The organism is Streptomyces sp. NPDC087263, from assembly GCF_044744645.1.
Classification (GTDB): Bacteria; Actinomycetota; Actinomycetes; order Streptomycetales; family Streptomycetaceae; genus Streptomyces.
Window position 1 is genome coordinate 516411 of the sequence record NZ_JBIUYT010000002.1, and the last position, 25737, is coordinate 542147.

Below are 25737 nucleotides of genomic sequence, written 5' to 3' on the forward strand. Positions count from 1 at the left end.
TCGACCTCGCTCAAGCAGGGGGCGCCCCCACCGGTTCCCGACCCTCCCAGTGCCGGTGGACAGTGGTCCCGCATCATCCGGGCCGCCACCCGAAGGAGTGAACATCGGACCGGAGTTGGCGGGCAAGTCCCTCTGAGGTGTGCGGATCGCCTGCGCGGTGGGCTGGTTGGACGTGGGCGACGGGCTTTGGCAGTATTCGCCGCCACGCTTCGCCGGAGTCGATCATTCCATGCCAAACCCGGCGCCGGATCTGCCGGTCCGCGCCCATCCGGCGACCGATGCCGACCTCTCGTGGATCTTGTGAAGGGCTCGTGCAGACTGGCCGGATGCGTACTGAACTCGTCTCGGAGCCCGGCGACCCGGCACGCCCCAATGAGGACTTCGCATCGGTCGGACTTCCCGCCTCAGGACACGGGGGCGCACTGGTCGTCCTGGACGGCGTGACACCTCCCACCGGTGACGACGGCTGCGTGCACTCGGTCGCCTGGTTCTCCTCCCGCCTGGGCGGCGCACTGACCGAACTGTCCCTTACCTACAGGGATCTGACGCTGCCTGAGATCCTTTCCCGCTCGATCACGCGTACGGCCGAGGCCCATGCCGGGACCTGTGACCTTTCTCACCCCCGCACGCCCCAGGCAACCGTCGTCCTCGCCCGCTGGTCCGCCGTCGAGGTCGAGTACCTCGTCCTTTCGGACTCCGCACTGCTCCTCGAGTCCCCCGACGGCACCGTCACCGCACTCCTCGACGACCGCCTCTCCCACGTCCCCCCGGCGACCCTCACCTCCGCCGCCCGCACCGACGCGACCCTGCGCAACCAGGAGGGCGGCTTCTTCACGGCCGCCGCGGACCCCTCGGTGGCGTCGCGCGCGGTGACGGGGACGGTGCCCCGGTCCTCCGTCCGGGCACTGGCCGCCCTGACGGACGGTGCCACGCGGTGGGTGGAGAAGTTCCGGGAGGGGGACTGGACGGGCCTGTTCACCCTCGTACGGAAAGAGGGGGCGCAGGCCCTCGTCTCCCGCGTACGGGCGCTGGAGTCCGCGGACGCGGAGCTGCGGGTGCGGTTGGGGCGGAGCAAGACGCATGACGACGCGACGGTGGTGTTCGTGGAGTGGTGAGTTAGTGGTTAGTCAGTGGTGAGTCATCGAAGCGTGCCGCGCCGCTTCCGGGCGTGGGCGGCCACTTCTCCGGTGTTCGAGGAGTGGTTCATGGAGGGCTTCGAGGAGGGGTGAGCCGCGGCGATCCGGGGCCGGGTGTGGCCCTTCCGCACGCGGCCCTTCCGCACGTGGCCCTCCGCACGTGCTCGGCTACTTCTCGATCCCGGTGTTCAGCTGGTGCAGCAGCCGGGCCAGTTCGGCCACCTCCCGCGGGTCCCAGCCGCTGAGCTGCCGGACGTACCGCGCCCGCCGCGCCTCCCGCACCGCGCCGAAGCGCACCCGGCCCTCCTCCGTGAGGCGGACGAGCCAGGCGCGGCCGTCGGCGGGGTCGGGCTCCCGGGCGATGAGGCCGAGGTCCTCGAGGGCGCGGAGCTGGCGGGACATGGTGGCCTTGCCCACGCCGATGTAGGCGGCGAGTTCCGTGGCGCGCTGACGGCCGCACTCCTCCAGGCGGAAGAGGAGTCCGTACGCGGAGGACTCCAGGTCGGGATGGACCGCGCGCGCCATCTCCCCCGAGGAGGCCCGGGCCCGCCGCAGGAACACCGTCAACTCGCGTTCCAGCGAGGGGAATTCCTGGTCCACACCACTTCCGGACGCCGTGGGTTCGCCGCTCCGCCCGTCGCCGTTCGCGTCCTCGTGCACGTCAGCACCCCTGACTCGGTTTCCCGATCCTGAAAGTTTCTGCCAAAAATCGCCGTCGCCGCAGCTCCGCCAGTATTTCGTAGGCGTAGACCATCGGCAGCGTCCGGACCCTCTTCCCACGCCGTCCGCCGAGTGCGTAGCGTCACGGGCAGGCAAGCTGTGACATGACCACAGCAGAAAATCGACCGGCATGGCACCCAACCCCTGCGCCACGCCATCAACAAGTCGACGATGACTTGTCCCCCACCGCGGCAGGCGCATGCCGCCGGCGCTCCCCCACCGAGCACCACCGTGCACCACCGATCTCCTCGGAGGCACGACATGCCCGCGCACCGATTCAGATCCGGCACGACCCGCCGCTCGCACCCCGCCAAGCGCTTTCCCGCGCTCGGGACCCTGGTCGCCGCCTTCTCCCTCCTCCTCGCCGTACCGGCCCAGGCAGCCGATACCCCCGCCCGCGGCTCGGCCCACCTGGGCATGGGCGTCGTCGCCCACGACGGCCAGGGCGGCATCCCGGCCGACAGCAGGGCCACCCAGACGGAAGGCGTGGACGTCAGCAGCCACCAGGGCAATGTCGCCTGGGCGACCCTGTGGAGCAGCGGGGTCAAGTGGGCGTATGCCAAGGCGACGGAAGGGACGTACTACACGAACCCCTACTTCGCCCAGCAGTACAACGGCTCCTACAGCGTCGGCATGATCCGCGGCGCCTACCACTTCGCGACCCCCGACACGACGACCGGCGCCACCCAGGCCAACTACTTCGTCGACCACGGCGGCGGCTGGTCGCAGGACGGCAGGACACTGCCCGGTGTGCTCGACATCGAGTGGAACCCGTACGGGGCCTCCTGCTACGGCAAGACGCAGAGCGCCATGGTCAGCTGGATCAGCAGCTTCCTCACCCAGTACAAGGCGCGCACCGGTCGTGACGCCGTGATCTACACGGCGACCACCTGGTGGACGGAGTGCACCGGCAATTACGCCGGTTTCGCGACCGCCACCCCGCTGTGGATCGCCCGCTACGCCACCGCCGTGGGCACGCTGCCGGCCGGCTGGGGCTTCTACACGATGTGGCAGTACACGTCGTCGGGTCCGACGGTCGGGGACCACAACAAGTTCAACGGGGCACTGGACCGGGTGGTGGCACTCGCCAACGGCTGACGGTCGGGCCGGATGCTCACCACGGCTGACGGCCGCGGCGGAGTGCTCGCCAACGGCTGACAGCCGCGGCTGAGTGCGCGCCAACGTCTGACGGCCCCGGCAGAGTGCTCGCCACCGTCTGACGCCGGACATGGGAAGGCCCGGATCCCCTGGAAAACGTCTTTCCGGGACCCGGGCCTTCCTCAACCGATGGCGTCCGTCACGCCGCCACCGGAACCTCCACGGTGGCGCCGTTCGTCGCCGGAGCGAGCGCCAGCTCCAGCACCTGGCGGACATCCGTCACCGCGTGGACGTCGAGCTTGTCCAGGACCTCGGCCGGGACGTCGTCCAGGTCGGCCTCGTTGCGCTTCGGGATGATCACCGTCGTGACCCCGGCCCGGTGTGCGGCGAGCAGCTTCTGCTTGACGCCGCCGATGGGCAGGACACGGCCGGTGAGCGAGACCTCGCCGGTCATGGCGACGTCGGTGCGGACCAGTCGGCCGCTGAGCAGCGAGGCGAGAGCGGTCGTCATGGTGACGCCCGCGCTCGGACCGTCCTTGGGGACGGCCCCGGCCGGGAAGTGGATGTGCACGCCCCGGTCCTTCAGGTCGCCGACGGGGAGTTCGAGCTCCGCGCCGTGGCTGCGCAGGAAGGAGAGCGCGATCTGCGCGGACTCCTTCATCACGTCGCCCAGTTGACCGGTCAGGGTCAGACCCGCCGCGCCCGTCTCCGGGTCGGCGAGCGAGGCCTCGACGAACAGCACGTCACCGCCGGCGCCCGTGACGGCGAGTCCCGTCGCGACGCCGGGCACCGCCGTGCGGCGCTCGGCCGGGTCCTGGGCGGACTCGGGCACGTGGTGCGGACGCCCGATGAGCCCGCGCAGATCGTCCTCGGTCACCGTGAACGGCAGCTTCCGCTCGCCGAGTTCGTGCTGCGCGGCGACCTTGCGGAGCAGCCGGGCGATGCCGCGCTCCAGGTTCCGTACGCCCGCCTCCCGGGTGTACTCCCCGGCGAGCCTGCGCAGCGCGCTCTCGTCGAGCGTGACCTCGTCCTTCTCCAGACCGGCCCGCTCCAGCTGGCGCGGCAGCAGGTGGTCGCGTGCGATGACGACCTTCTCGTCCTCGGTGTAGCCGTCGAGGCGGACCAGCTCCATACGGTCGAGCAGGGCCTCCGGGATGGCTTCCAGGACGTTCGCCGTCGCCAGGAAGACGACGTCGCTGAGGTCGAGTTCGACCTCCAGGTAGTGGTCGCGGAAGGTGTGGTTCTGGGCGGGGTCGAGCACTTCGAGGAGGGCTGCGGCGGGGTCACCGCGGTAGTCGGAGCCGACCTTGTCGATCTCGTCCAGGAGCACGACCGGGTTCATGGACCCGGCCTCCTTGATGGCGCGGACGACCCGGCCGGGCAGCGCGCCGACGTACGTACGCCGGTGCCCGCGGATCTCGGCCTCGTCGCGTACGCCGCCCAGGGCGACCCGGACGAACTTGCGACCCATGGCGTGCGCGACGGACTCGCCGAGCGAGGTCTTGCCGACGCCGGGAGGTCCGACGAGCGCGAGCACGGCGCCGCCGCGGCGGCCGCCGACCACGCCGAGCCCTCGCTCGGCACGCCGCTTGCGCACGGCGAGGTATTCGGTGATCCGCTCCTTCACGTCCTCCAGGCCCGCGTGCTCGGCGTCGAGGATCGTCTTGGCACCCTGGATGTCGTACTCGTCCTCGGTGCGTTCGTTCCACGGCAGTTCGAGGACGGTGTCGAGCCAGGTCCGGATCCAGGAGCCCTCGGGCGACTGGTCGCTCGCGCGCTCCAGCTTCTCGACCTCCTTGAGAGCGGCCTCGCGGACGTTCTCCGGAAGGTCGGCGGCCTCTACGCGGGAGCGGTAGTCGTCACTCTCGTCCTCCCCGCCCTCCCCCTTGAGGTCACGGAGCTCCTTGCGTACGGCATCGAGCTGGCGCCGCAGCAGGAACTCGCGCTGCTGCTTGTCGACGCCTTCCTGTACGTCCTTGGCGATGGACTCGGCGACGTCCTGCTCGGCGAGGTGCTCGCGGAGCTGCTCGGTGGCGAGCTTCAGGCGGGCGATCGGGTCCGCGGTCTCCAGCAGCTCCACCTTCTGTTCGGTGGAAAGGAAAGGTGAGTATCCGGAATTGTCGGCAAGGGCGGACACGTCGTCGATCGCCGTGACGCGGTCCACCACCTGCCAGGCGCCGCGCTTGCGCAGCCAGCTGGTGGCGAGGGCCTTGTATTCCTTGATCAGTTCGGTGACGTGGCCGGGCAGCGGCTCGGGCACGGTCTCCCCGACGCGCGTCCCCTCCACCCAGAGAGCGGCTCCCGGACCCGTGGTCCCGGCGCCGATCTTGACGCGCCCACGGCCGCGGATCAGCGCGCCCGGGTCGCCGTCGGCCAGCCGGCCGACCTGTTCGACGGTGCCGAGCACACCCGTGCCCGCGTACGTCCCGTCGATCCGCGGCACCAGCAGCACCTGCGGCTTCCCCGGTGTCGAGCGGGCGGCAGCCTGAGCAGCCTCCACCGCGGCCCGCACATCGGCGTCGTTCAGGTCCAGCGGAACCACCATTCCGGGCAGCACGACCTCGTCGTCGAGCGGCAGTACCGGCAGGTTGAGCGGCGTGGACGTCGTATCGGCAGCCATGATCTTCCTCTCGACAAGCAAGTTGAGCTATGTGGACTCAATGCTTGTGAGCGCTCCGGTGTTCCCCGGAGGTGTTCGCTGTCAGCGATCGGGGTCGTACCTGCCCTCTTGGGGTAGCGGGTAGCCCCTGCACTTTCGCCTTCCGCCACGCGGCCGTCCCCCCGAGCCCCGCACCCCTGCCGCCCTGCCGCCCCAGCAGCCCGCCGCCGCAAGGCCGGGATCGAACACGCCGGGGCGCCTTGATAGCTTCGGCCTGTGCAATTCATGGTGATAACGCAGCGCTACAGCGACCGGTTCAGCGACGAGGACTTCGCGGCCGTCCTGCCTCAAGAGACCGAGACGGTTCGAGGGCTCTACGCCGACGGAGCACTCCGCCAGATCTGGTTGCGCGGAGACACACGAGGCGCGTGCTTCCTCCTCGAAGCCGAATCCCTCGGCGACGCCGAAGCAGCTGTGGCAGCCCTTCCCCTGGCACAGAAGCAGATGTCGGACTTCCAGATCATCCCGCTGCGGCCATACGGCGGTTTCGGCCCGCGCTGACCGCCTGGCCGGCCCGGCCGGAGAGGCCGCGGGGCCCGGCCGCGGGGCCCGGCCGCGGGTGAGCCGACCAACGTACCGACGACCGTGGAGCGGTCTGGCGTGGCCTGCCCGGACGCCGCTCGGATATTCGGTTGCCACGCCCGGCACGGTCCGTACCGTCTCCCCGGTGACAGACACCGGCACCCACCCCTTCCTCTCCGCCTACGACGACCAGATGCGCGGCGCGCCTCCCACCCCTCCCACCGGGGTCACCCACGAACAGGACGGGCCGCTGCTGCGGATCGTCGGGCAGTTCCGCGGGCTGGTCAGTGGTCCGCGTGACCTCGGAGTGGGCGGGGCGGAACTCGACCGCCTGATCGCCCGGCAGCGGGAGTACTTCGCCGGGCGCGGCGAGGCGGTGGAGTGGAAGACGCGGGGGCACGACCACCCCGCCGACCTCACCGAGCGGCTGTGCGCCGCGGGCTTCGTGCCCGAGGAGCGGGAGACGGTGGTCGTCGGACTCGCGGAGGAAATGGCGGCCGTACGGTGGCCGGTCGTGCCGCCGGGTGTCGTCCTGCGGCGGGTCACGGCGGACGTGGACATGCACCGGATCGCCGCGATGGAGTCGACGGTGTGGGGGGCCGACTGGAGCTGGCTCGCCGACGATCTGATCGCCCGCGTCGACGCCGCCCCCGACGAGATCGCCGTCTTCGTCGCCGAGGCGGGCGGTGAAGTGGTCTCCGCCGCCTGGCTGGTCTTCCGCGAGGGCACGGAGTTCGCGAGTCTGTGGGGCGGTTCGACGCTGCCCGGATGGCGGGGGCGGGGCATCTACCGCGCCCTTGTCGCCACCCGTGCCGTCCTCGCCGTGGCCCGCGGCGTCCGGTTCCTGCACGTGGACGCCTCCGACGACAGCGCTCCGATCCTGCGCCGCCTGGGGTTCCACGCCATCACCACGACCACTCCCTATGTGTGGTCGCCGCCACAGGGCGACCCGTCGGCGCCGTCGGTAAGGTAAGGCCTGTGAGGCGTTAGCAGCCATTACAGGGGGTTCTGGTGGACAAGATCGTACGGGCCTGGGTCGACGGCTGGGTCGTCTCGCGCGGGGCGGCTCCGCCGGTGATCGAGCCTTGGGGTTGCTCGGTCGACGTGGGACATCCGGAACACGTCTCGCGGCATGTTCTCGGGGCGACGAACGAGGCGGTCGAAGAAGCGACGGTCCGGAAGGTCGCCGACGCGGTGACCGGAGCGGGAGTGTGGCTCAAGGTGTTCGCCGAGCCGTCGACCGTCGAACCCTGGCTCGGTCAGGGCTGGTGGATCGACCCGCAGCCCGGCTGTCTGATGTCGGTCCCGCTCACCGCCGTCCCACCCGCGGCCACTCCCGACGGCTACCGCCTGCGCACCTGGTCGCGCGGCGGCGTCACCCGCGTCCTGGTCACCGCGCCGGACGGCTCCTGGGCCGCGCGCGCCCAGATAGCGGTCACCGGCGCGACAGCGGTCGTCGACCAGGTCGAGACGGCACCGGAGCACCGCAGGCGCGGGCTCGGCCGCCTGGTCGTGGGCACGGTGACGCGCGCGGCGGTCGAGCAGGGCGCCACGACCGGCGTACTGGCCGGAACACCGGACGGGCGGGCGCTGTACGAGTCCCTCGGCTGGCACATGGAGGCACCGCTGACCAGCGCGAAGTTCACCGGGGGCGCCTGAACGCGCACCCACCGCCACCCGCCGTGGTAGCGGCGGGTGGTGGTGGGCACATCGTGATCGCCATCGCCATCGCCATCGCCATCGCCATCGCCATCGCCATCGCCATCGCCATCGCCGGCGACGGTGTCGCCGTGCCGGCTCCGCCCCCTGGAACCGGGGTAATTCAGCCATCCGGCGCCGGGGAGCTGCCAGGATGGGCCGATGGTCACCTCGTACGACACCCCCCAAGTTATCGACCGTCGCGAGGGCCCGTACGGCGAGGTCGTGCTGCGGCGTCACGGTGCGCTGCTGCAGATCATCGCCAACGGGTGCTTCCTGATGGACACCTCCGACGGCCGTTCGGAGCGGCTGCTCGTCGACGCCGCGTACGGCGCGCTGGACGAGCGGGCGGCGCCGAGGCTGCTGATCGGCGGGCTCGGCGTCGGGTTCTCGCTCGCGCACGCCGCCTCGGATCCGCGCTGGGGGCGTATCACCGTCGTGGAGCGCGAGCCCGCGGTGATCGACTGGCACCTCGGCGGACCGCTGGCCGCGCTGTCGGGCGAGGCGCTCGCCGACCCGCGTACGGACGTCGTGGAAGCGGATCTGCTCGACTACGTCAATGAGATTTGCGACACATACGACGCGCTGTGCCTGGACATCGACAACGGGCCCGGCTGGACGGTCACGGAGGGCAACGAAAGCCTCTACTCGGAGGCCGGACTCGCAAGCTGTGCAAGGGCGTTGAGGCCCGGTGGGGTACTCGCGGTGTGGTCGGCGCAACCCTCTCCAGAATTTGAAGGAACCCTACGGAATGCCGGGTTCAAGGGGGTGCGTACCGAAGAGATCCCCGTTGCCCGGGGCGTTCCGGACGTCGTCCATCTCGCGGTAAGACCTGGATAGCCGAGCCGCGGCGACTGCCCGTACTCTGCTTGCCTGACGCGGATCATTCAAGCGTCAGGCGCAGTCATGGGATCACCCCACGGATTCCGGAAAGCACACTTCAGGGGCGGGCGATGGAGCAGACACACACCTCCCACAACGGCGCGGCGGCGACGCCCGGCGCTCAACGACGGGTCCTGGTCGTCGAGGACGACCCGACGATCGTCGACGCCATCGCGGCGCGTCTGCGCGCCGAGGGATTCCTGGTGCAAACCGCGGGCGACGGCCCGGCCGCCGTCGACACCGCCGAGGCCTGGCAGCCCGATCTGCTGATCCTCGACATCATGCTGCCCGGCTTCGACGGTCTTGAGGTCTGCCGCCGTGTGCAGGCCCAGCGCCCGGTGCCGGTGCTGATGCTCACCGCGCGCGACGACGAGACCGACATGCTGGTCGGTCTGGGCGTCGGCGCCGACGACTACATGACGAAACCGTTCTCCATGCGCGAGCTGGCCGCCCGCGTGCACGTCCTGCTGCGCCGGGTGGAGCGCGCCGTCGTGGCCGCCTCGACGCCGCGCAGCGGGATCCTCAGACTCGGCGAGCTGGAGATCGACCACGCGCAGCGCCGGGTACGGGTGCGCTCGGAGGACGTGCATCTCACGCCCACCGAGTTCGACCTCCTGGTGTGCCTCGCGAACACCCCGCGGGCCGTACTCTCACGTGAGCAGCTGCTCGCCGAGGTCTGGGACTGGGCGGACGCCTCCGGTACGCGGACCGTGGACAGCCACATCAAGGCGCTGCGCCGGAAGATCGGTGCCGAGCGGATCCGTACGGTCCACGGCGTGGGCTACGCCCTGGAGACCCCGACTCCCTGAGCCGGGCCTGTGCCGGGGCATTCCTTGAGGGGCTGATGTGATGAGCGGGTTCGGGGACCGCAAGGGCGCGAGACCCGGGTTCGGGGAACACGGGAGCACCGGTCCCGGATACGGGGAGCGCAAGCGCGCCAGTTCCGGGTTCGGGGAGTCCAAGGGCGAGAGCCCCTGGAGTGGCGTGCGGCCCTTCTCGATCAAGACCAAGCTCGGCACCCTGGTCGTCGTCTCGGTCTTCATCACCACCGGTCTGTCGATCATCGCGGCCCGCACGCAGACCGAACTGCGCTTCATCACGGTCTTCTCGATGATCGCCACACTGCTGATCACGCAGTTCGTGGCGCATTCGCTCACGGCCCCGCTCGACGAGATGAACGCCGTCGCCCGGTCCATCTCGCACGGCGACTACACCCGCCGCGTGCGCGACGACCGCCGGGACGAGCTGGGCGACCTCGCCCAGACGATCAACCTGATGGCCGACGAACTGGAGGCCCAGGACCGCCAGCGCAAGGAGCTCGTGGCGAACGTCTCCCACGAGCTTCGGACCCCCATCGCGGGGCTGCGCGCGGTCCTGGAGAACGTCGTGGACGGCGTCTCCGCCGCCGACCCCGAGACGATGCGTACGGCCCTGAAGCAGACGGAGCGGCTCGGCCGCCTCGTGGAGACGCTGCTCGACCTGTCCAGGCTGGACAACGGCGTCGTACCGCTGCGTCAGCGCCGCTTCGAGGTGTGGCCCTACCTGTCGGGCGTCCTGAAGGAGGCCAACATGGTCTCCTCCGCGCGCGCGGGCATCGCCTCGGGCTCCGGAAGCCACACGCGCACCGATGTCCATCTGCACCTCGACGTGTCGCCGCCCGAGCTGACCGCGCACGCGGACCCGGAGCGGATCCACCAGGTCGTCGCCAACCTCATCGACAACGCGGTCAAGCACAGCCCGCCGCACGGCCGGGTGACCGTCCGGGCCCGACGGGGCGACTACCCGGAGTCCCTCGCCCTGGAGATCCTGGACGAGGGTCCCGGCATTCCGAGGTCGGAGTGGCACCGCGTCTTCGAGCGGTTCAACCGCGGCGGGGTCCCCGCGCCGCACGGTCCGGGCAGCGACGGCGGTACGGGACTTGGGCTGGCCATCGCCCGTTGGGCGGTCGATCTGCACGGCGGGCGCATCGGCGTGGCCGAATCCGAGCGGGGTTGCCGGATCCAGGTCATCCTTCCAGGGCTTCCCTCTTCGCCAAGTTGACGTAAAGTTCGAACCGGAGCCACAAGATCCATCGCCGTTCGTCACTGACGGACACGTGTGATCAGGCAGAGGGCCGCGTGAGTCGTACCGCGGCCTCAGGTCGGCGTACTCCCGCATGCCCGTTCCGGGCCGGAACCCCGCTTGTTTCCCGCCATTTCCACCCCCGAAACACACTTTCCGATGTGACTTACACGACGATGGGCAGGCCCGGCCTGACCTTCCCGGCCAGGGAGGCGTAGCCTTAATTCCCGCTGTCCATCACCTTGTGAGAAGCGGAAGAGGGCGGTTGCCGCCGTGTCGCCACAGTCCCCCAGTAACTCGAGCATCTCGACCGAAGAGCAGGTCTCCGGGAAGAACCCGGCTGCCGCGTTCGGACCCAATGAGTGGCTCGTCGACGAGATCTATCAGCAGTACCTCCAGGACCCGAATTCGGTAGACCGAGCCTGGTGGGACTTCTTCGCCGATTACAAGCCGGGCGCCGCTGTCGCCTCGGCTCCGGCGGGTACTGCGGCCGCGGGGGCCGCAGCAACCACCACCACAGCGGCTCCGGCCGCTCCCGCAGCGCCTGTGGCTCCCGCCCAGGCGGCTCCGCCGGCGCAGGCCGCGCCGGTTGCTGCTCCGGCGCCCACTCCGGCACCGGCGCCCACTCCGGCGCCGGCTCCGACTCAGGCGCCGGTGAAGCCCGCCGCCGCTGCTCCGGCTCCCGCGAAGGCCGCTCCGAAGGCCGCGCCCGCGGCCGAGGCTTCGGGCGGTCCCGAGTACGTGACGCTGCGCGGCCCGGCCGCCGCGGTCGTGAAGAACATGAACGCCTCGGTCGAGGTGCCCACGGCCACGTCCGTGCGCGCGGTCCCGGTGAAGCTGCTCTTCGACAACCGCATCGTCATCAACAACCATCTGAAGCGCGCCCGGGGCGGGAAGATCTCCTTCACCCACCTCATCGGGTACGCGATGGTGCAGGCCATCAAGGCCATGCCGTCGATGAACTACTCCTTCACGGAGAAGGACGGCAAGCCGACCCTGGTCAAGCCGGAGCACGTCAACTTCGGCCTCGCCATCGACCTGGTGAAGCCCAACGGCGACCGTCAGCTGGTCGTCGCGGGCATCAAGAAGGCCGAGACGCTGAACTTCTTCGAGTTCTGGCAGGCCTACGAGGACATCGTCCGGCGCGCCCGTGACGGCAAGCTGACGATGGACGACTTCACCGGTGTCACGGTCTCGCTGACCAACCCCGGCGGCCTCGGCACCGTCCACTCGGTCCCGCGTCTGATGCCCGGTCAGTCGGTCATCATGGGCGTCGGCTCGATGGACTACCCGGCGGAGTTCCAGGGCACCTCCCAGGACACCCTGAACAAGCTCGGCATCTCGAAGGTCATGACGCTCACGTCGACCTACGACCACCGGGTCATCCAGGGCGCCGCCTCGGGCGAGTTCCTGCGGATCGTCGCGAACCTCCTCCTCGGCGAGAACGGCTTCTTCGACGAGGTCTTCGAGGCCCTGCGCATCCCCTACGAGCCGGTCCGCTGGCTCAAGGACATCGACGCCAGCCACGACGACGACGTCACCAAGGCCGCCCGGGTCTTCGAGCTGATCCACTCCTACCGGGTCCGCGGCCACGTCATGGCCGACACCGACCCGCTGGAGTACCGCCAGCGCAAGCACCCCGACCTGGACATCACCGAGCACGGGCTCACCCTGTGGGACCTGGAGCGCGAGTTCGCGGTCGGCGGCTTCGCGGGCAAGTCCCTGATGAAGCTGCGCGACATCCTCGGCGTGCTGCGTGACTCGTACTGCCGCACCACCGGCGTCGAGTTCATGCACATCCAGGACCCGAAGCAGCGCAAGTGGATCCAGGACCGCATCGAGCGCTCGCACTCCAAGCCGGAGCGCGAGGAGCAGCTGCGCATCCTGCGCCGGCTGAACGCGGCGGAGGCCTTCGAGACCTTCCTGCAGACGAAGTACGTCGGCCAGAAGCGCTTCTCCCTGGAGGGCGGCGAGTCGGTCATCCCGCTGCTCGACGCCGTCCTGGACAGCGCCGCCGAGTCGCGTCTGGACGAGGTCGTCGTCGGCATGGCCCACCGCGGCCGGCTGAACGTGCTGGCGAACATCGTCGGCAAGTCGTACGCGCAGATCTTCCGCGAGTTCGAGGGCAACCTCGACCCGAAGTCGATGCACGGCTCCGGCGACGTGAAGTACCACCTGGGCGCCAACGGCACCTTCACGGGCCTGGACGGCGAGCAGATCAAGGTCTCGCTGGCCGCGAACCCGTCCCACCTGGAGACGGTCGACCCGATCATCGAGGGCATCGCCCGCGCCAAGCAGGACATCATCAACAAGGGCGGCACGGACTTCACGGTCCTGCCCGTCGCCCTGCACGGTGACGCGGCCTTCGCGGGCCAGGGTGTGGTCGCCGAGACGCTCAACATGTCGCAGCTGCGCGGCTACCGCACGGGCGGCACGGTCCACATCGTCATCAACAACCAGGTCGGCTTCACCGCCGCCCCGGAGTCGTCGCGCTCCTCCATGTACGCCACCGACGTGGCCCGCATGATCGAGGCGCCGATCTTCCACGTGAACGGTGACGACCCCGAGGCCGTCGTCCGGGTCGCCCGGCTGGCCTTCGAGTTCCGCCAGGCGTTCAACAAGGACGTCGTCATCGACCTGATCTGCTACCGCCGTCGGGGCCACAACGAGTCCGACAACCCGGCGTTCACGCAGCCGCTGATGTACGACCTGATCGACAAGAAGCGCTCGGTGCGCAAGCTCTACACCGAGTCCCTCATCGGTCGCGGCGACATCACGCTGGAAGAGGCCGAGCAGGCGCTGCAGGACTTCCAGGGCCAGCTGGAGAAGGTCTTCACCGAGGTCCGCGAGGCCGTCTCGCAGGCTCCCGAGGCTCATGTCCCGGAGGCTCAGCCCGAGTTCCCGGTGGCCGTGACGACCGCGATCTCGCAGGAGGTCGTCAAGCGCATCGCCGAGTCCCAGGTCAACATCCCCGATCACGTCACCGTGCACCCGCGGCTGCTTCCGCAGTTGCAGCGCCGGGCGGCGATGATCGAGGACGACACGATCGACTGGGGCATGGGCGAGACCCTCGCCATCGGCTCGCTGCTCCTTGAGGGCACCCCGGTCCGCCTGTCGGGCCAGGACTCCCGCCGCGGCACCTTCGGCCAGCGCCACGCGGTGCTGATCGACCGCTGCACGGGCGAGGACTTCACCCCGCTCCAGTACCTCGCGGACGACCAGGCGCGTTACAACGTCTACGACTCCCTGCTCTCCGAGTACGCGGTCATGGGCTTCGAGTACGGCTACTCGCTGGCCCGTCCCGAGTCCCTGGTGATGTGGGAGGCGCAGTTCGGCGACTTCGTCAACGGCGCGCAGACGGTCGTCGACGAGTACATCTCGGCGGCGGAGCAGAAGTGGGGCCAGACGTCCGGCGTCACCCTGCTCCTGCCCCACGGCTACGAGGGCCAGGGCCCGGACCACTCCTCGGCCCGTATCGAGCGCTTCCTCCAGCTGTGCGCCCAGAACAACATGACGGTCGCTCAGCCGACGCTCCCGTCGAACTACTTCCACCTCCTGCGGTGGCAGGTGCACAACCCGCACCACAAGCCACTGGTGGTCTTCACCCCGAAGTCGATGCTGCGTCTCAAGGCCGCCGCGTCGAGCACGGAGGAGTTCACGACAGGCGGCTTCCGCCCCGTCATCGGCGACGACACCGTCGACGCCACCGCGGTCCACAAGGTCGTCTTCTGCGCCGGCAAGATCTACTACGACCTTGAGGCCGAGCGTAAGAAGCGCGGCAGCACGGACACGGCCATCATCCGCATCGAGCGCCTGTACCCCCTCCCGGGTGCCGAGCTCCAGGCGGAGATCGCCAAGTACCCGAACGCCGAGAAGTACCTGTGGGCCCAGGAGGAGCCGGCGAACCAGGGCGCGTGGCCCTTCATCGCCCTCAACCTGATCGATCACCTCGACCTGGCGGTCGGCGCCGACATCCCGCACGGCGAGCGCCTGCGGCGCATCTCCCGCCCGGCCGGCTCGTCGCCCGCCGTGGGATCCGCCAAGCGACACCAGGCGGAGCAGGAGCAGTTGGTGCGTGAGGTGTTCGAGGCGTAGGTCTCGCGACACGGTTTCGCACGTCAGTTCCGTAGGCAGTTCCGTACGACGGCGGAGGCCCGGTTCCCTTTCGAGGGGCCGGGCCTTCGGCGTGTGCGGAGCAGGCGGATCAGGTGGTCAGGGGTTCGAAGTCCCAGAGGGGGCGCTCACGGTTGCGGGCGGCGCGGGTGCGGGGGTGGCCGGTGCCGGGAGTCGCCGCCAGTCGGCCGAGGACGTCCTGCTCCCTGCGCCGGGCGCGCTCGATGTCTCCGTGCTCCCGCGCGAAACAGCTGTGGGCGGCGGCGAACATCGGACTCAGCGGTTCCTCCTCGCCGACGACCCGCTCCGGGCGTGCCTGAACCGAGCGAACAGCTGCCCCGACCTTGACGGAGAGCGGCAGCTCGAACTCGTCGGGGCGTAGCTCCTCGCCGAGTTCCCCGAATCTCCGTACGGCCTGTGCCGCACAGCGGCGTGCCAGGTCGAGACCGTCGGTGTAGGCGTCGCGGGCGACCTCGACGATGCGCTGGGGAACGCGTGGTGGTTTTAGTGGGGCCCGTCCCGGAGGGCGCGGACGGACCGACCCCCGTCGAAGTCGAGAGCTGGGTCATTCCCCGGTGCGCGGCGGGTTATGCGCACCGGGGAGCGACCCGCTGACGGATCAGGTGAAGCTGGGCTCGAAGTCCCAGAAGGGGCGGTTGCGGGAGCGGGCCGAGATGGTGTGGACGTGCTGGGGGCCCAAGGTCTGCTCCAGGTCGGTGAGTGCCTCCTGCTCGACCTTCTCGGCCTGCCGGCGTTCCCTCAGTCCGCGCAGGTCCGCGGCGTGGGCGATGCGGGCCGACAGGGTCAGCGGGTGGGTGCGGCCCAAGGCCTCGATGGCCCGGGTGGCCGTGTCCCTGGTGAGCGTCGCCGCCGACTCGGTGTCGCCGACGAGGTTGCGCAGCGCGGCGGCGTTGACGGCGCAGCCGAGGGTCCAGGGATGGTTCTCGCCGACGGCCTCGGTCATTTCGGCCAGCGCCTGTTCGAGCATTGCGTGGGCGTGGTCCCGTTCGCCCACGTTGCGCAGAATCAGCGCCTGGTTGGCGCGGGCTCCGGCGATGTAGGGGTGTCCGTCGGTGAGCATCACCTCGTACCGGGCGACGACGGACTCACTGAGCTCCCGCGCCTGGTCGATGTCGCCGTTCTCCCGGGCGAAGCAGCTCTGGCCGGCAGCGAAGATCAGCGCCCACGGGTGCGTCTCGCCCAATACCCGCTCACCGCGCTCCAGCACCCGGGCGAAGAGCTCTCCCGCCTCTGCCCGCCCGCCGCTGCGGTAGTGGCACAGCGCGAGATTGTGCTCGGCGAGCAGCGTCTGCGGATTGTCGGCACCCATCACGAGCCGGTGCTCACGCACGTTCTTCGCCTGGCTCGACTCGGCCTCGGTGTAACGGCCCAGCAGGCGCAGGTCGGTCGCGTAGGAGAGCTCGGAGTGGAGCGTCCACGGATGCCGCGCCCGGAGCAGCAGCCGACGCGCTTCCAGCGTCCGCCGGTCGATGTCCAGGGCCTCTTCGTAGCGGCCGAGCAGCCGCAGGGAGACACCGAGGTTGTTCTGCGCGTTGAGGGTGCGGGAGTCCTGCTCGCCGAGAAGCTCCCGGTAGGCCGCGAGGATCCAGTCGCCGACCTCCAGGGCCTCGTCGTAGCGTGCGAGCCCCCTCAGGTCGGCGGCCAGCCCGCCGACCGCGCGCAGGTGCTCCAGGTCCTGCGCCCCTCGCTCCTCCCGCAGATGGTCCACGGCGGCCCTGGTGATGGCCTCGGTACGGCCGTAGTCGCCCACCGCTCGCAGCAGGTTGGTGTAGTGGTACGTGAGCTCCCACACCCGGGGATGCGTCTCGCCGAGGAGGTCGCGCCACGCCTCCATGGCCCGTTCCCCGAGCTTGATGCCCGCCGCGTACTCGCCGGAGAAGTACATGTAGCGCAGGCAGTTGAAGACCAGCCGCTGAACGGCCGGATCGGTGCTCTCCAGTACGTCCGCGTATTTCAGGTGCGGGACGATCTCGGCGTATCCGCTCCACAGGTCGGGGTCCGTCGGCCGCCGGGGATCCGCGGCCGCCAGGGCTCGCCGTACGACGTCGGTGAACTCCTTGCGGTCCTGGTCCGGCATGTCCTTGTGCACGATCTGGTGAACCATCCGGTGGAGGTAGAGGGACTCGCCGGAGGACACGGCCTCGTCCAGGGTCACCTCGTGGGACTCCAGGCGGACCACCGAGTACTGGCGCAGTTGGTTGACCGCTCTGTTCCACAGGAGCGGGTCGTTCAGGAGGCCGGCGATCTGTTCGGGCAGGTCGTCGTGCGGCATTTCCTTCAGGAGGCGTACAGGGATGAACCCGGGCGTGAAGAAGGTGCACAGGCGGAGCAGGTCGACGGACTCCGGGACGGTGTCCTTGAGCTTGTTCAGCAGTATCGACCAGGCGGTCTGGAAGGCGAGGGGGAAGTCGGCGGAGACCTTCACGACGTCCTGGTCGATGCCGCCGTCCAGCAGAGCGATGTACTCCCGGACCGACAGGTCGGAGTCGTTGAGCCAGCCGGCCGTCTGGTCGAGGAGGAGAGGCAGGTCCTCCAGGGCGTCGGCCAGCAGGTCGGCCTCGGGCTCGGTGAGGCGGGGGGCGCGGCGGCGGATGAACGCCACCGACTCGTACCGCTCGTAGACCGGCACCTCCAGCAGCTTGCTGTTGTGCTCGGTCCACTCCGGGTTCCGGGAGGTGATGAGGACGTGGCCGGGCCCGGTCGGCAGCAGGTCCCAGATCTGGTCGGGTTCGTCCGCGCCGTCCAGGATCAGCAGCCACCGCCCGTAGGGATCTCCCCGGCGCAGCGAGTCACGTACGGCGCGCAGCCGTTCGCCGTACTCGGCGCCGGTGGAGAGCCCCAACTGCGGTGCCAGTTCGGCGAGTCGGCGGCGGTAGGTGACCCGCTTCTCCGCGTTGACCCACCACACCACGTCGTACTCGGAGCCGAAGCGGTACACGTACTCGGCGGCGAGCTGGGTCTTGCCCACGCCCGACATGCCGTGCAGGGTGACCACGCCCGCGCCCGGCTCGGCGTTCTGGAGGAGGTGGTAGGCGTCGTTCAGCAGCGGCTCACGGCCGGTGAAGCGGGTGTTGCGGCGCGGTACGCCGCCCCACACCTCGGGCATGGCCGCCGGGAAGCGCGGGCCCTGGCGGGCGCCCTCCGCCGACTCCGGGAGGGGCTCCGCGGGCAGGTCGAGGCGGTCCAGGACACGGCGCTCGGCTTCTTCGGCGCCCATGTTGTTCAGCTCGACCGCACCGAGGACAGTGGCGGCGGACGGCAGCTGGCTCGTGGTGACCGAGACGGCCGCGAACCGCGCCGGTTCGGGCGCGACGACCTCGCGCAACGCCGTGTTCCACTCGTCGTGGGTGCGCGGGCCGAGCTGGAAATACCACTCACTGACGACGATCAGGATCCGGCCCTTGGCGAGTCTGAGGTCGCGCAGCAGATCCACGAGGGGCACTTCGGCCGGGGAGTCCCAGCGCTGGTACACGACGCGATGGCCACGCCGCTCCAGACGGTCCCCGATCCAGGCCGCCCAGGCCCGGTTGAAACCGGCGAAGCTGATGGTGACAGTCTGCTTCGCGGCCCCCCTTTCGGTTGGCCGGACCGGCGTACGAGCTCCAGACATGCAGTGGCCTCCCCGCGCGGCAACCCGCGCGTGATTGTAGAACGTGGGCGCGGCCCGGCGATAGGCACTGACGGACTTTCACTCGCACCGCGGTCCCTTTCCAAGGGTCGATCTTGGCGTAAAGATCGCCCGCCTTACGGGATGCGGAGCTAATCGGTGGAAGCATGGCGCTGCATCCACAGGGCGCGCGCCGCCTTGACGTACGCGGCAGCCCTGGCGGCCTGGCCGCGGGGGGCGGGGCGGTCGGCGAGTCGCACGTACACAGCGACCATCTGATCGACGAACTGGCGTCCCTGCACGGTGAGATCACCCGATCCCACGAGCGCGGGCAGCACGGCCCCGACCTGCTCGTGGTAGCGGGCGTGCTGGGCCCACGCGGCGTCCCGGTCGGCCGGGTGCCCGGTGCCGAGGGCGAGGCGCTGGAAGAAGTCCGCCAGTGCGAGGTGGGAGTAGGCGCCCTGGAGCAGTCCGTCGAAGGGGCGTGGATCCGGCCGCCAGGGCGCGAAATAACGCTCCCGCGGCCCGGCTTGATGAAGCGTCAGCATGTCGCAGAGAGCCGAGAGTTTGGTGTGCTGGAGTTCGTGCACCAGGGTGGCCGCGAAGGTCGTGGGCGTGGGCGGGGTGGTGCTGAGGACGGCGCCGAAGGCCTCACGCCGGGTGCCGCTGCAACTGCCGCCCGGGCGGTCACCGGGCTCCGATCCGGGCGGCGCGGACAACGGGACCAGACACCGCAGCAGGGCCGCCGCCTCCGCAAGACGGTGCTCGCCACCGAGCCCGAGCGCGGCCGCGGTACCCGACCAGGTGTGCAGCCAGCGCTTGCGTTCGGCGTCGTCCAGGGTGACCGGGCCGCTCAGCGCGTGGTGACGGGGGCCGTCGCGCACGGTGCGGTACGGGTCGAGATCGTCCAGCGGTATGGGCGCGGTTTCGGGGAGCAGGCCCGGCAGCGCGTACGCGGGGGACCACGCGGCGGCGCACGACCATGCGCCGATGCCGCTCTGGAGTTGCACGACGACGTCCGCCTCGCCGGCTTGACGGAAGGTCAGCCGGTGCCTGCGGTGCACGACCTCGACCGGTGTGTCCCCGGGTGCGTGCGTCCGCAGCGCCCCGAGCGACGGCAGGGTCAGTACCCCCTCGCGCGAGGTCAGCCGCACCGCGAAGGAGACCCCGGCCCGGGCGGCTGACACGGCGGCCAGCGCCCCGAAGTAGCCGAGGTCCCGGCTCAGTTCACGCGCGTCCCACTCGGTGCGCGGCCCGGCCACCGCGCTGAGCCCGCGCAGGCAGTGGCGTGCCCAGGGGCCGACGAAGGGGTGCAGGAGGCGGGCGCGGAAGGGGGAGAGGGCGGGTTCTGGCGGTCCTTCGGGGCCCGCCGATTGCGCCGGTGGCCCTGGCTGACTCCCTTCCTGACCCCATGCGTGGAGCGCTGCCTGGCTCCCTGCCTGCGAGCCAATACCCGTGCTGCTCAAGTCGGTTGACGGCGCAGCACCCCCGTACGACCTCCGCTCCGCCTCCTCCAGCAACGCCCAGTCCTCCCGCAGTCGCCCTCGCGCGCCCGCGGAACACACCCCCGCATCCGCCACCTCCACCGCGTCGAGTACCGCGCGGAGCAGCAGCAGGCGGCGCGTGTACTGATCGCGTACGAGGAGCCGCAGAGTCTCGGGGCCGCCTTCGGTGCGGCCCAGTTCCAACAGGGCCCGCTCCGGGACCACCGGCAGGATCACGGGGCGCCTCCTTCGGAAGCGGCGGGGACGGGGACCGGCACGGGCGCGGAGACCGGTGCGGGGACGGAGGCCGGTGCGGGGACGGAGGCCGGTGCGGGGACGGAGGCCGGTGCGGGGACGGCGACGGACAGGGCCCCGGTGAGCCGTCCCGCCACATGACGGATGAAGCGTTGCAGGTCCGCGCAGTAGACCGAGGGGTTGGCGAAGCCATGTCCAGCGCGGTAGCGATGCGCGTAGTTGCCGCCGCCGCAGACGGAGAGCAGCGGGCAGGCACGGCAGCCCGCGGCCAGCGAGGCGGCACCGGCCTGCCGGGCCGCCACGCCCGGGTGGCGCAGTGCGGCGTCGAAGGTGTGCCGGAAGACGTCGAGACCGGTCCCCGCGGCACCCTCGTACGCGGACTTGAGCGAGTCGACCTGCTCGATCGACCCGTCGGTCTCCACGACGACGGCGTCGAAGGGCGCGAGGCCCAGCGACTCGGTGGCGGCCGGCATGCCGAGCAGCAGGGCGACGCACTCCTCGAAGAGCCGCACGCGGGTCTCCCGGCGCCCGGCGTCCCACCAGCGGTCGAAGACGGCGCACAGCCAGCCCCCGTACACGGTGCCCGAGGAGTCCCAACTCGGCGGCGGGGTCGACCAGTTCCCGTGCGGCAGCAGCAGGTCGAGGGCCGGTGGCCGCAGGTCGAGCAGTGATTCGTACAGCTCGACCGGGTCGGTACGGGGGTCCACGACCGTCAGGATTCCGGCGTACGTCCCCGGATGGCGGTCGGCGATCAGGCGCGTGCCGCGCGCGGCGGCGGGCCAGGAGGGGCGTCCGGCATGGTCGGGGCGTCGCGTGTTGTGCGCGGGCAGGCCGCCGTCCAAGCTGATGCCGACCCGGATGCCGTGCCGGGCGAGGACGGTGAGCCGCTCCTCGGTGAGGAGGGTGGCGTTGGTCTGGACGGTGGCGTGGACCGTACAGGAGGCGGGCACCTCGTCACGGACCAGATCGGTGAAGCGGGCGAGCGTGTCCACACCCGCGAGCAGGGGCTCGCCGCCGTGCAGGACGAGCGACACCGCCGTCAGCCCGTGGGCACGCGCGTGCTCGCCGATCCGGGAGGCGGTGCGGGACAGAACGCCGGGCGGGGCGGCGGCCGGGCGGGTTCGCCAGGTGTGGTCGGGGCCCTCGTAGAGGTAGCAGTAGGTGCAGGCGAGGTTGCAGCGACCGTGCACCTTGACGATGAACTGCCTGAAGGGGAACGGCGGTTCCGGTTCCCGGGCAGAGGCAGAGTCAGAGGCCGTGACCGTGGCCGTGGCCGTGGCAGAGCCGCAGGCAGAGGTCACGGAATCGGCCGAGACCGTCGGCACCCGCGCCGCCACCGGAACCACCGGAACCACCGGAACCACCGGAACCGCCGGACCCAGCCGGCCCACTGGACCCAGCCGACCCATCGAACCCGCCGAAGTGGCGGACGCCGAACGCGAGGCCCCAGGAGTCACCTCTTCAGACACTCCGGCCACCCCCATGATGTACGGCCCGTGCTCCACGTACGGTCCGCGCTACGGCCCCCTGCCCGCACAGAGCCGCATTCCCTCGTGGAGACGGGACGCAAACTCCGCGCGATGGAACTTGTCCTGTTCGACCACCGGCAGGACCAGAACTACCGCCCCACGAAGGCGAATTGCCCGCTTCGCCATCCCGGTGACACCGTGCCTACGCGCACCCGACGGCGTTTCAGAATGCGTTGTTGAAGCCCCAGAGCATCTCACTCGGCTGTCCGGCCCGTTCTCTGAGCTCGGCCAGCACCTCGGCCAGCACCGGATGTTGCACGGTCCGGAGCGACGCCAGATCCAGCTCCAGCAGATCCGGCAGGTCCTCCCCCGAACCCGGCGAGTCACCCTGCATGCCCATGTCTTCCTCCCCCTCTTCTGCCAATCCGTTACTGGTTACTAGTCACTGGTTACTCGTCACCCGTCACCCGTCACCCGTCACTCCAGCTCAGCGAGCCGCTGTGCCGTCTGCTGGGCGGTCGGCTCACTCGTGGCCACCGCGCCGTCGGGCAGCCTGGACCACTCCGTCCGGGCCGACCGGTACGCCTCGCGCGCGGCGCGTGGACGCGCCGCCGCCTCGTAGGACATACCCCGCCAGTGGTGCGCCTGCGCACCGGACTCCACGGCCTCCTGCCGCCGACGGTCGGTCTCGGCCTCCTCCTCGGCGGCGCGCGCCGACTCCGCCGCACTGCGGAAGGCGTCGACGGCCTCGTCGAGACGTGCGGCGCGGCCCAGGCTCCGGTAGGCCTCGAAATGGGCCTGCCCGAGCTCCAGCCAGCAGCGCGCGGCCATCAGCGGTTCGCCCGCCTCCACGGCCGCGAGGCCGAAGAGATGCTCGGCCTCGCGCAGATCGACGCGGTCACCCCGGTCGCGGTGACGCAGCATCAGCGCCCTGCCGAGCAGCAGCAGGCGGTACGCCAACTCCCCACTGCCCGACGGTGTTTCCGTACGGCAGTCCCGCAGCACCCGGATGGCCCGGAACAGCGACTCCCGCGCTCCGGGCCCGTGGTCCAGGACCGCGTGGCGCAGTAGTACGTCGCCCCACTCGGCGAGGACGTCCGCGTGCGCCGGCGCGTCCCGGGGCACGCCGCGGGCGGCCTCCTCGAACCGTTCCGCGGCCGCCCGCAGTTCGGCCGGGTCGCCCGACTCGGCGTACCGCGCCACCCTGATCCGCCCGGCGCGCACCAACAGCAGGGCGCGCACGCCCTGTTCACGGGTCAGCCCGAGTGCCTCGTCGACGCGCGCCTGCGCGTCGTCCAGGGCACCGCCGGACCTGAGGAGCGCGTCGATGAGGTCGAGGAGGGCGCGGACACGGGCGCGCGAGGGTTCGCCCTCGACGGGGAGGACGCGGTCGGGGCCGGGTTCGAGGGCGTCGCGCAGGGAGCGCGCGCCCTGTTCCGCGTACAGCCGGGCCTGCTCGTCGTCGGCGGTGGCGCTCGACAGGCGCAGCAGGACGCGGCCGTGGGCCAGCAGGAGTACGGGCGGGCGTTGGCGCGGGTCGGGAAAGGCGTCCGCGAACGCCTCCAGCATGCCGACCGCACCCTGCAGCAGTGCGCTGTCGTGGCCGAGCCGCCACTGCTCCTCCAGCGCGCGGACCCGCTCCAGGGTGAGCCCCAGCGCTTCCTCCGTCAGCAGTTCGGGCGCCGCGCAGGCCACCGCGTACTCACGGTCGGCGCGTTGCAGGAGGTCGAGCGCGCCGCGCTTGTCGCCGCGACGCCTGCGGTCGATGGCCGCGGCGTGCAACACCCTTGCCAGTGACGCCCGTTCGCGCAGTGCCCGGGGGTGCGCGACAGCCTGCTCGGCCGCCGTCTCCGCCTCCCTGAGCAACTCCGGTCCGCCCTGCACCTCCCACAGCCGCAGCACGCAGGTGGCGTACTCGGCCCACAGTTCCGGGTCGGCCCCCGCGGGCCGTTCGTGTTCGGTGGCGCCGCGCAACAGCTGTACGGCGTCGATGAGGTCCTGCACCATGCGGTCCGTGTCGAACTGCGTGACCAGGGAGCGGGCACGAATCACCGCCGCATGGGTGGGCCGGTCCTCGACGACGCCCGTCCGCCCCCGGCCGCTGTAGAGCGCGAAGTGTTCAGGCAGCGGCATGAAGCGCTCCAATACCCGTGCGGCGACCTCGGCGAAGGGCTGCGGTACGAGGGTGGCGCCGCCGTTGTCGCCGTTCTCGCCGGGGTATCCGCCACCGGGCGCGTACGGCCGGCCGGAACCGCCGTCGCCGAGTTGCGCGAGCGCCAGGGCGGGGAAGTTCGGACCGCCCTTGCCGAAGCGGTTCTCGATGTACTCGGAACAGTGCTTGAGCACGAGCATGGCCTCGTCCCGGCCCAGCGGAGACAGCAGGGCCTCCTGCACGCCGGGCGCGAACTCGTACCACTGGGCGCCGTCCGCGCCGTACTCCTCCTCCTTGGCACGCGAGACCAGGCCGCTGAGCAGCACCTCGGCCAGTTCGGAGGGCCCGGAGTCGGGCAGCATGGTCCGCTGGACGAGTTGCATCACGGGCAGGCTGAGCGGCGCCGCCGCCAGAAAGCCGGCCAGTCGGCCCGCCGTCTGGGAGGCGGTCGAGCGGAAGCGGCTGACCAGTTCGAGCGCGGACAGCGTGCGTCCGGGCCTGGCCGCCCGGGCGGGCGCGTGGTCAGCGCGCACCCAGCCGACCGCTCCGGCCACCGGGCCGGCCCCGGCCCCGGACAACAGCCGCGCCCAGGCACCGAGCGCGGCGGGTTCCGGCGGCAGTACGGGCACCGGAAGCGCACCGGCACGCGCCTCGGGCGGGGCACCCGCCGACAGCCGGACCTTCAGGGTGGCCGCACCGGCAAGCGCCTCGCCACGCGTCAACCCACCGTAGGAGACCGGCAGTCGGGTGCGGTTCCACATGCGCTGCGGCAACGGCTGGAGTACGGCGGCGGGGCCCTGCCTGGACAGGTGGTGGAGCAGCCGGTGGGCGTGGCCGCTGTGCCACAGCGGGCCCGCGCAGTCGCTGACCAGGAGGGTGATCCGGCGGCCCGTGGGGTCGCTCAGCCGGTCCGCGGAGTGCAGCGGAGCCGCGTGCGCCTCCGGACTGCGGCTGACGGCGGGCGCGCCCCCGGGGCCGGAGTGCAGATGGCTCACCTGGATGTCCCAGAAGGCGCCCAACCGGCTGAAGACCTGCTCCAGTTCGGCGAACATCCGGTCCCAGACCCGCATGGACGACGAGGCGTCCATCACCAGCTGGAGCGCCGCGTCTGCCCGGGTCACCCCGCGGAACACCGGCAGGACGAGACCGCCGGCCCGTGCGCTCAGCTCCGCGGTCGCCGTCTCGTCGAGGGTCCTGCGCAGGGGCGGGGCGGCGGTTCGGTAGCCCTGCAACGGCCGTAACGCGCGCTGGAGTTCAAGTGGGGAGGGGAACGCGGGCGCGGCGGGCACCCCGACCGGCAGCGCCGTGGCCCGGCCGTACCCGCGGGTCGGCGACCCGCCCTCCCGCGGCACGGCGTACAGCGCGACGCGACGGTCCACTCCCCCGCTCTGCTCCGGTTCCGGCCCTGGATCCGGCTCCGGCAGGTCGCCGGGCGGGACTGCGGCGGTGTCGCGGAGGTCCGCACGGCCGCCACCCGTGGCGCGACCGGTGGGCAGGGCGCCGGACGGCGCTGCGGTCCCCTCCTCCCGGTCGCCGGCATCCGCCGGACGGGCCCAGCGGGCCAGCCAGAGGGTGTCGCACAGCTGCTCGGCGTCCGGGTCGAGCCCGATCTGCCGCAAGCGGACGACGAGTTCGGCGATCGGGTCGCCGCCGGAGGGCACACCTTCGTCACCGCTCGGTGGCAAAGGTGTTGGCGGGACCGGTGGTGTCGGCGGGACCGGTGGTGTCGGTGGTGTCGACGGGACCTGTGGTGTTGGCGGTACCGCCGGTGTCGGTGGTGTCGACGAGACCTGTGGTGTCGGCGGTACCGCCGGTGTCGGCGGTACGGGGCCGTGGCGCGCCGCTGCGTCTGGCATCAGC

At 71.0% G+C, this 25737-nt stretch carries 17 protein-coding genes; 9 read left to right on the forward strand and 8 right to left on the reverse strand.

The window, feature by feature from the left end; all coding sequences use genetic code 11:
- Positions 1-326 precede the first annotated feature (326 nt).
- Complete coding sequence (locus ACIPC1_RS07550; protein WP_402514184.1) at positions 327-1115, forward strand: protein phosphatase 2C domain-containing protein; 789 nt, start codon at positions 327-329, stop codon at positions 1113-1115.
- 189 nt (positions 1116-1304) lie between these two features.
- Here ACIPC1_RS07550 and ACIPC1_RS07555 read toward each other — a convergent pair whose 3' ends face one another.
- On the reverse strand, positions 1305-1796 hold the full coding sequence (locus tag ACIPC1_RS07555) for a MarR family winged helix-turn-helix transcriptional regulator (RefSeq protein ID WP_402514185.1): 492 nt from the start codon (positions 1794-1796) through the stop codon (positions 1305-1307).
- A gap of 321 nt (positions 1797-2117) precedes the next feature.
- Between ACIPC1_RS07555 and ACIPC1_RS07560 the strand changes: the two genes are divergently transcribed.
- Positions 2118-2954 (forward strand): lysozyme, encoded by an 837-nt coding sequence (locus tag ACIPC1_RS07560; RefSeq protein ID WP_402514187.1) that lies wholly within the window; start codon positions 2118-2120, stop codon positions 2952-2954.
- Between the two features lie 199 nt (positions 2955-3153).
- Here the strand turns inward: ACIPC1_RS07560 and lon are convergent, their stop codons facing one another.
- The gene (lon, locus tag ACIPC1_RS07565; RefSeq protein ID WP_402514190.1) at positions 3154-5574 is read right to left on the reverse strand and encodes an endopeptidase La; all 2421 of its coding nucleotides are present in this window, start codon (positions 5572-5574) and stop codon (positions 3154-3156) included.
- A gap of 264 nt (positions 5575-5838) precedes the next feature.
- Here lon and ACIPC1_RS07570 point away from each other — a divergent pair, with 264 nt between their 5' ends.
- From ACIPC1_RS07570 to ACIPC1_RS07600, 7 genes are all read left to right on the forward strand, one after another.
- Positions 5839-6114 carry a hypothetical protein gene (locus ACIPC1_RS07570; RefSeq protein WP_402514193.1) on the forward strand — a complete coding sequence of 92 codons (276 nt, stop codon included), beginning with the start codon at positions 5839-5841 and terminating at the stop codon, positions 6112-6114.
- A 214-nt stretch (positions 6115-6328) separates the two neighbouring features.
- On the forward strand, positions 6329-7108 hold the full coding sequence (locus ACIPC1_RS07575; RefSeq protein WP_402514854.1) for a GNAT family N-acetyltransferase: 780 nt from the start codon (positions 6329-6331) through the stop codon (positions 7106-7108).
- 38 nt (positions 7109-7146) lie between these two features.
- Complete coding sequence (locus tag ACIPC1_RS07580; protein WP_402514195.1) at positions 7147-7794, forward strand: GNAT family N-acetyltransferase; 648 nt, start codon at positions 7147-7149, stop codon at positions 7792-7794.
- Positions 7795-7995: 201 nt separating this feature from the next.
- Entirely contained in the window at positions 7996-8673 is a 678-nt protein-coding gene (locus ACIPC1_RS07585) for a spermidine synthase (protein ID WP_402514198.1), read from the forward strand.
- A gap of 113 nt (positions 8674-8786) precedes the next feature.
- On the forward strand, positions 8787-9524 hold the full coding sequence (locus ACIPC1_RS07590; RefSeq protein ID WP_266832490.1) for a response regulator transcription factor: 738 nt from the start codon (positions 8787-8789) through the stop codon (positions 9522-9524).
- A gap of 175 nt (positions 9525-9699) precedes the next feature.
- A complete protein-coding gene (locus tag ACIPC1_RS07595) occupies positions 9700-10755 on the forward strand; it encodes an ATP-binding protein (RefSeq protein WP_402514856.1) in 1056 nt (351 codons plus the stop codon).
- A gap of 294 nt (positions 10756-11049) precedes the next feature.
- Positions 11050-14871 carry a multifunctional oxoglutarate decarboxylase/oxoglutarate dehydrogenase thiamine pyrophosphate-binding subunit/dihydrolipoyllysine-residue succinyltransferase subunit gene (locus tag ACIPC1_RS07600; protein ID WP_402514200.1) on the forward strand — a complete coding sequence of 1274 codons (3822 nt, stop codon included), beginning with the start codon at positions 11050-11052 and terminating at the stop codon, positions 14869-14871.
- Between the two features lie 109 nt (positions 14872-14980).
- Here the strand turns inward: ACIPC1_RS07600 and ACIPC1_RS07605 are convergent, their stop codons facing one another.
- The 6 genes from ACIPC1_RS07605 to ACIPC1_RS07630 all read right to left on the reverse strand — a co-directional run bounded on the left by ACIPC1_RS07605 (position 14981) and on the right by ACIPC1_RS07630 (position 25733).
- Positions 14981-15160 carry a hypothetical protein gene (locus tag ACIPC1_RS07605; RefSeq protein ID WP_402514202.1) on the reverse strand — a complete coding sequence of 60 codons (180 nt, stop codon included), beginning with the start codon at positions 15158-15160 and terminating at the stop codon, positions 14981-14983.
- 348 nt (positions 15161-15508) lie between these two features.
- Positions 15509-18520, reverse strand: coding sequence for an FxSxx-COOH system tetratricopeptide repeat protein (gene fxsT / locus ACIPC1_RS07610; RefSeq protein ID WP_402514205.1), 3012 nt, complete (start codon positions 18518-18520; stop codon positions 15509-15511).
- Positions 18521-18669: 149 nt separating this feature from the next.
- Positions 18670-20235: an aKG-HExxH-type peptide beta-hydroxylase gene (locus ACIPC1_RS07615; RefSeq protein ID WP_402514859.1), complete on the reverse strand. Its 1566-nt coding sequence runs from the start codon at positions 20233-20235 to the stop codon at positions 18670-18672.
- Positions 20235-21455: an FxsB family cyclophane-forming radical SAM/SPASM peptide maturase gene (locus ACIPC1_RS07620; RefSeq protein ID WP_402514860.1), complete on the reverse strand. Its 1221-nt coding sequence runs from the start codon at positions 21453-21455 to the stop codon at positions 20235-20237. Before ACIPC1_RS07620 ends, ACIPC1_RS07615 begins: the two co-directional genes overlap by 1 nt.
- A gap of 493 nt (positions 21456-21948) precedes the next feature.
- Positions 21949-22125: an FxSxx-COOH cyclophane-containing RiPP peptide gene (gene fxsA, locus ACIPC1_RS07625; RefSeq protein ID WP_402514208.1), complete on the reverse strand. Its 177-nt coding sequence runs from the start codon at positions 22123-22125 to the stop codon at positions 21949-21951.
- A 77-nt stretch (positions 22126-22202) separates the two neighbouring features.
- Positions 22203-25733, reverse strand: a complete 3531-nt coding sequence (locus tag ACIPC1_RS07630; RefSeq protein ID WP_402514211.1) for an SAV_2336 N-terminal domain-related protein — start codon at positions 25731-25733, stop codon at positions 22203-22205.
- Positions 25734-25737: the final 4 nt, after the last annotated feature.

Bases quoted from the DNA above. Each gene is read 5' to 3' on its own strand.
- ACIPC1_RS07575 (WP_402514854.1), top strand. From the start codon at position 6,329: ATGCGCGGCGCGCCTCCCACCCCTCCCACCGGGGTCACCCACGAACAG.
- ACIPC1_RS07570 (WP_402514193.1), top strand. From the start codon at position 5,839: ATGGTGATAACGCAGCGCTACAGCGACCGGTTCAGCGACGAGGACTTC.
- ACIPC1_RS07560 (WP_402514187.1), top strand. From the start codon at position 2,118: ATGCCCGCGCACCGATTCAGATCCGGCACGACCCGCCGCTCGCACCCC.
- ACIPC1_RS07630 (WP_402514211.1), bottom strand. From the start codon at position 25,733: ATGCCAGACGCAGCGGCGCGCCACGGCCCCGTACCGCCGACACCGGCG.
- ACIPC1_RS07550 (WP_402514184.1), top strand. From the start codon at position 327: ATGCGTACTGAACTCGTCTCGGAGCCCGGCGACCCGGCACGCCCCAAT.
- fxsA (WP_402514208.1), bottom strand. From the start codon at position 22,125: ATGGGCATGCAGGGTGACTCGCCGGGTTCGGGGGAGGACCTGCCGGAT.
- ACIPC1_RS07590 (WP_266832490.1), top strand. From the start codon at position 8,787: ATGGAGCAGACACACACCTCCCACAACGGCGCGGCGGCGACGCCCGGC.
- ACIPC1_RS07585 (WP_402514198.1), top strand. From the start codon at position 7,996: ATGGTCACCTCGTACGACACCCCCCAAGTTATCGACCGTCGCGAGGGC.
- ACIPC1_RS07605 (WP_402514202.1), bottom strand. From the start codon at position 15,160: ATGTTCGCCGCCGCCCACAGCTGTTTCGCGCGGGAGCACGGAGACATC.
- lon (WP_402514190.1), bottom strand. From the start codon at position 5,574: ATGGCTGCCGATACGACGTCCACGCCGCTCAACCTGCCGGTACTGCCG.
- fxsT (WP_402514205.1), bottom strand. From the start codon at position 18,520: ATGTCTGGAGCTCGTACGCCGGTCCGGCCAACCGAAAGGGGGGCCGCG.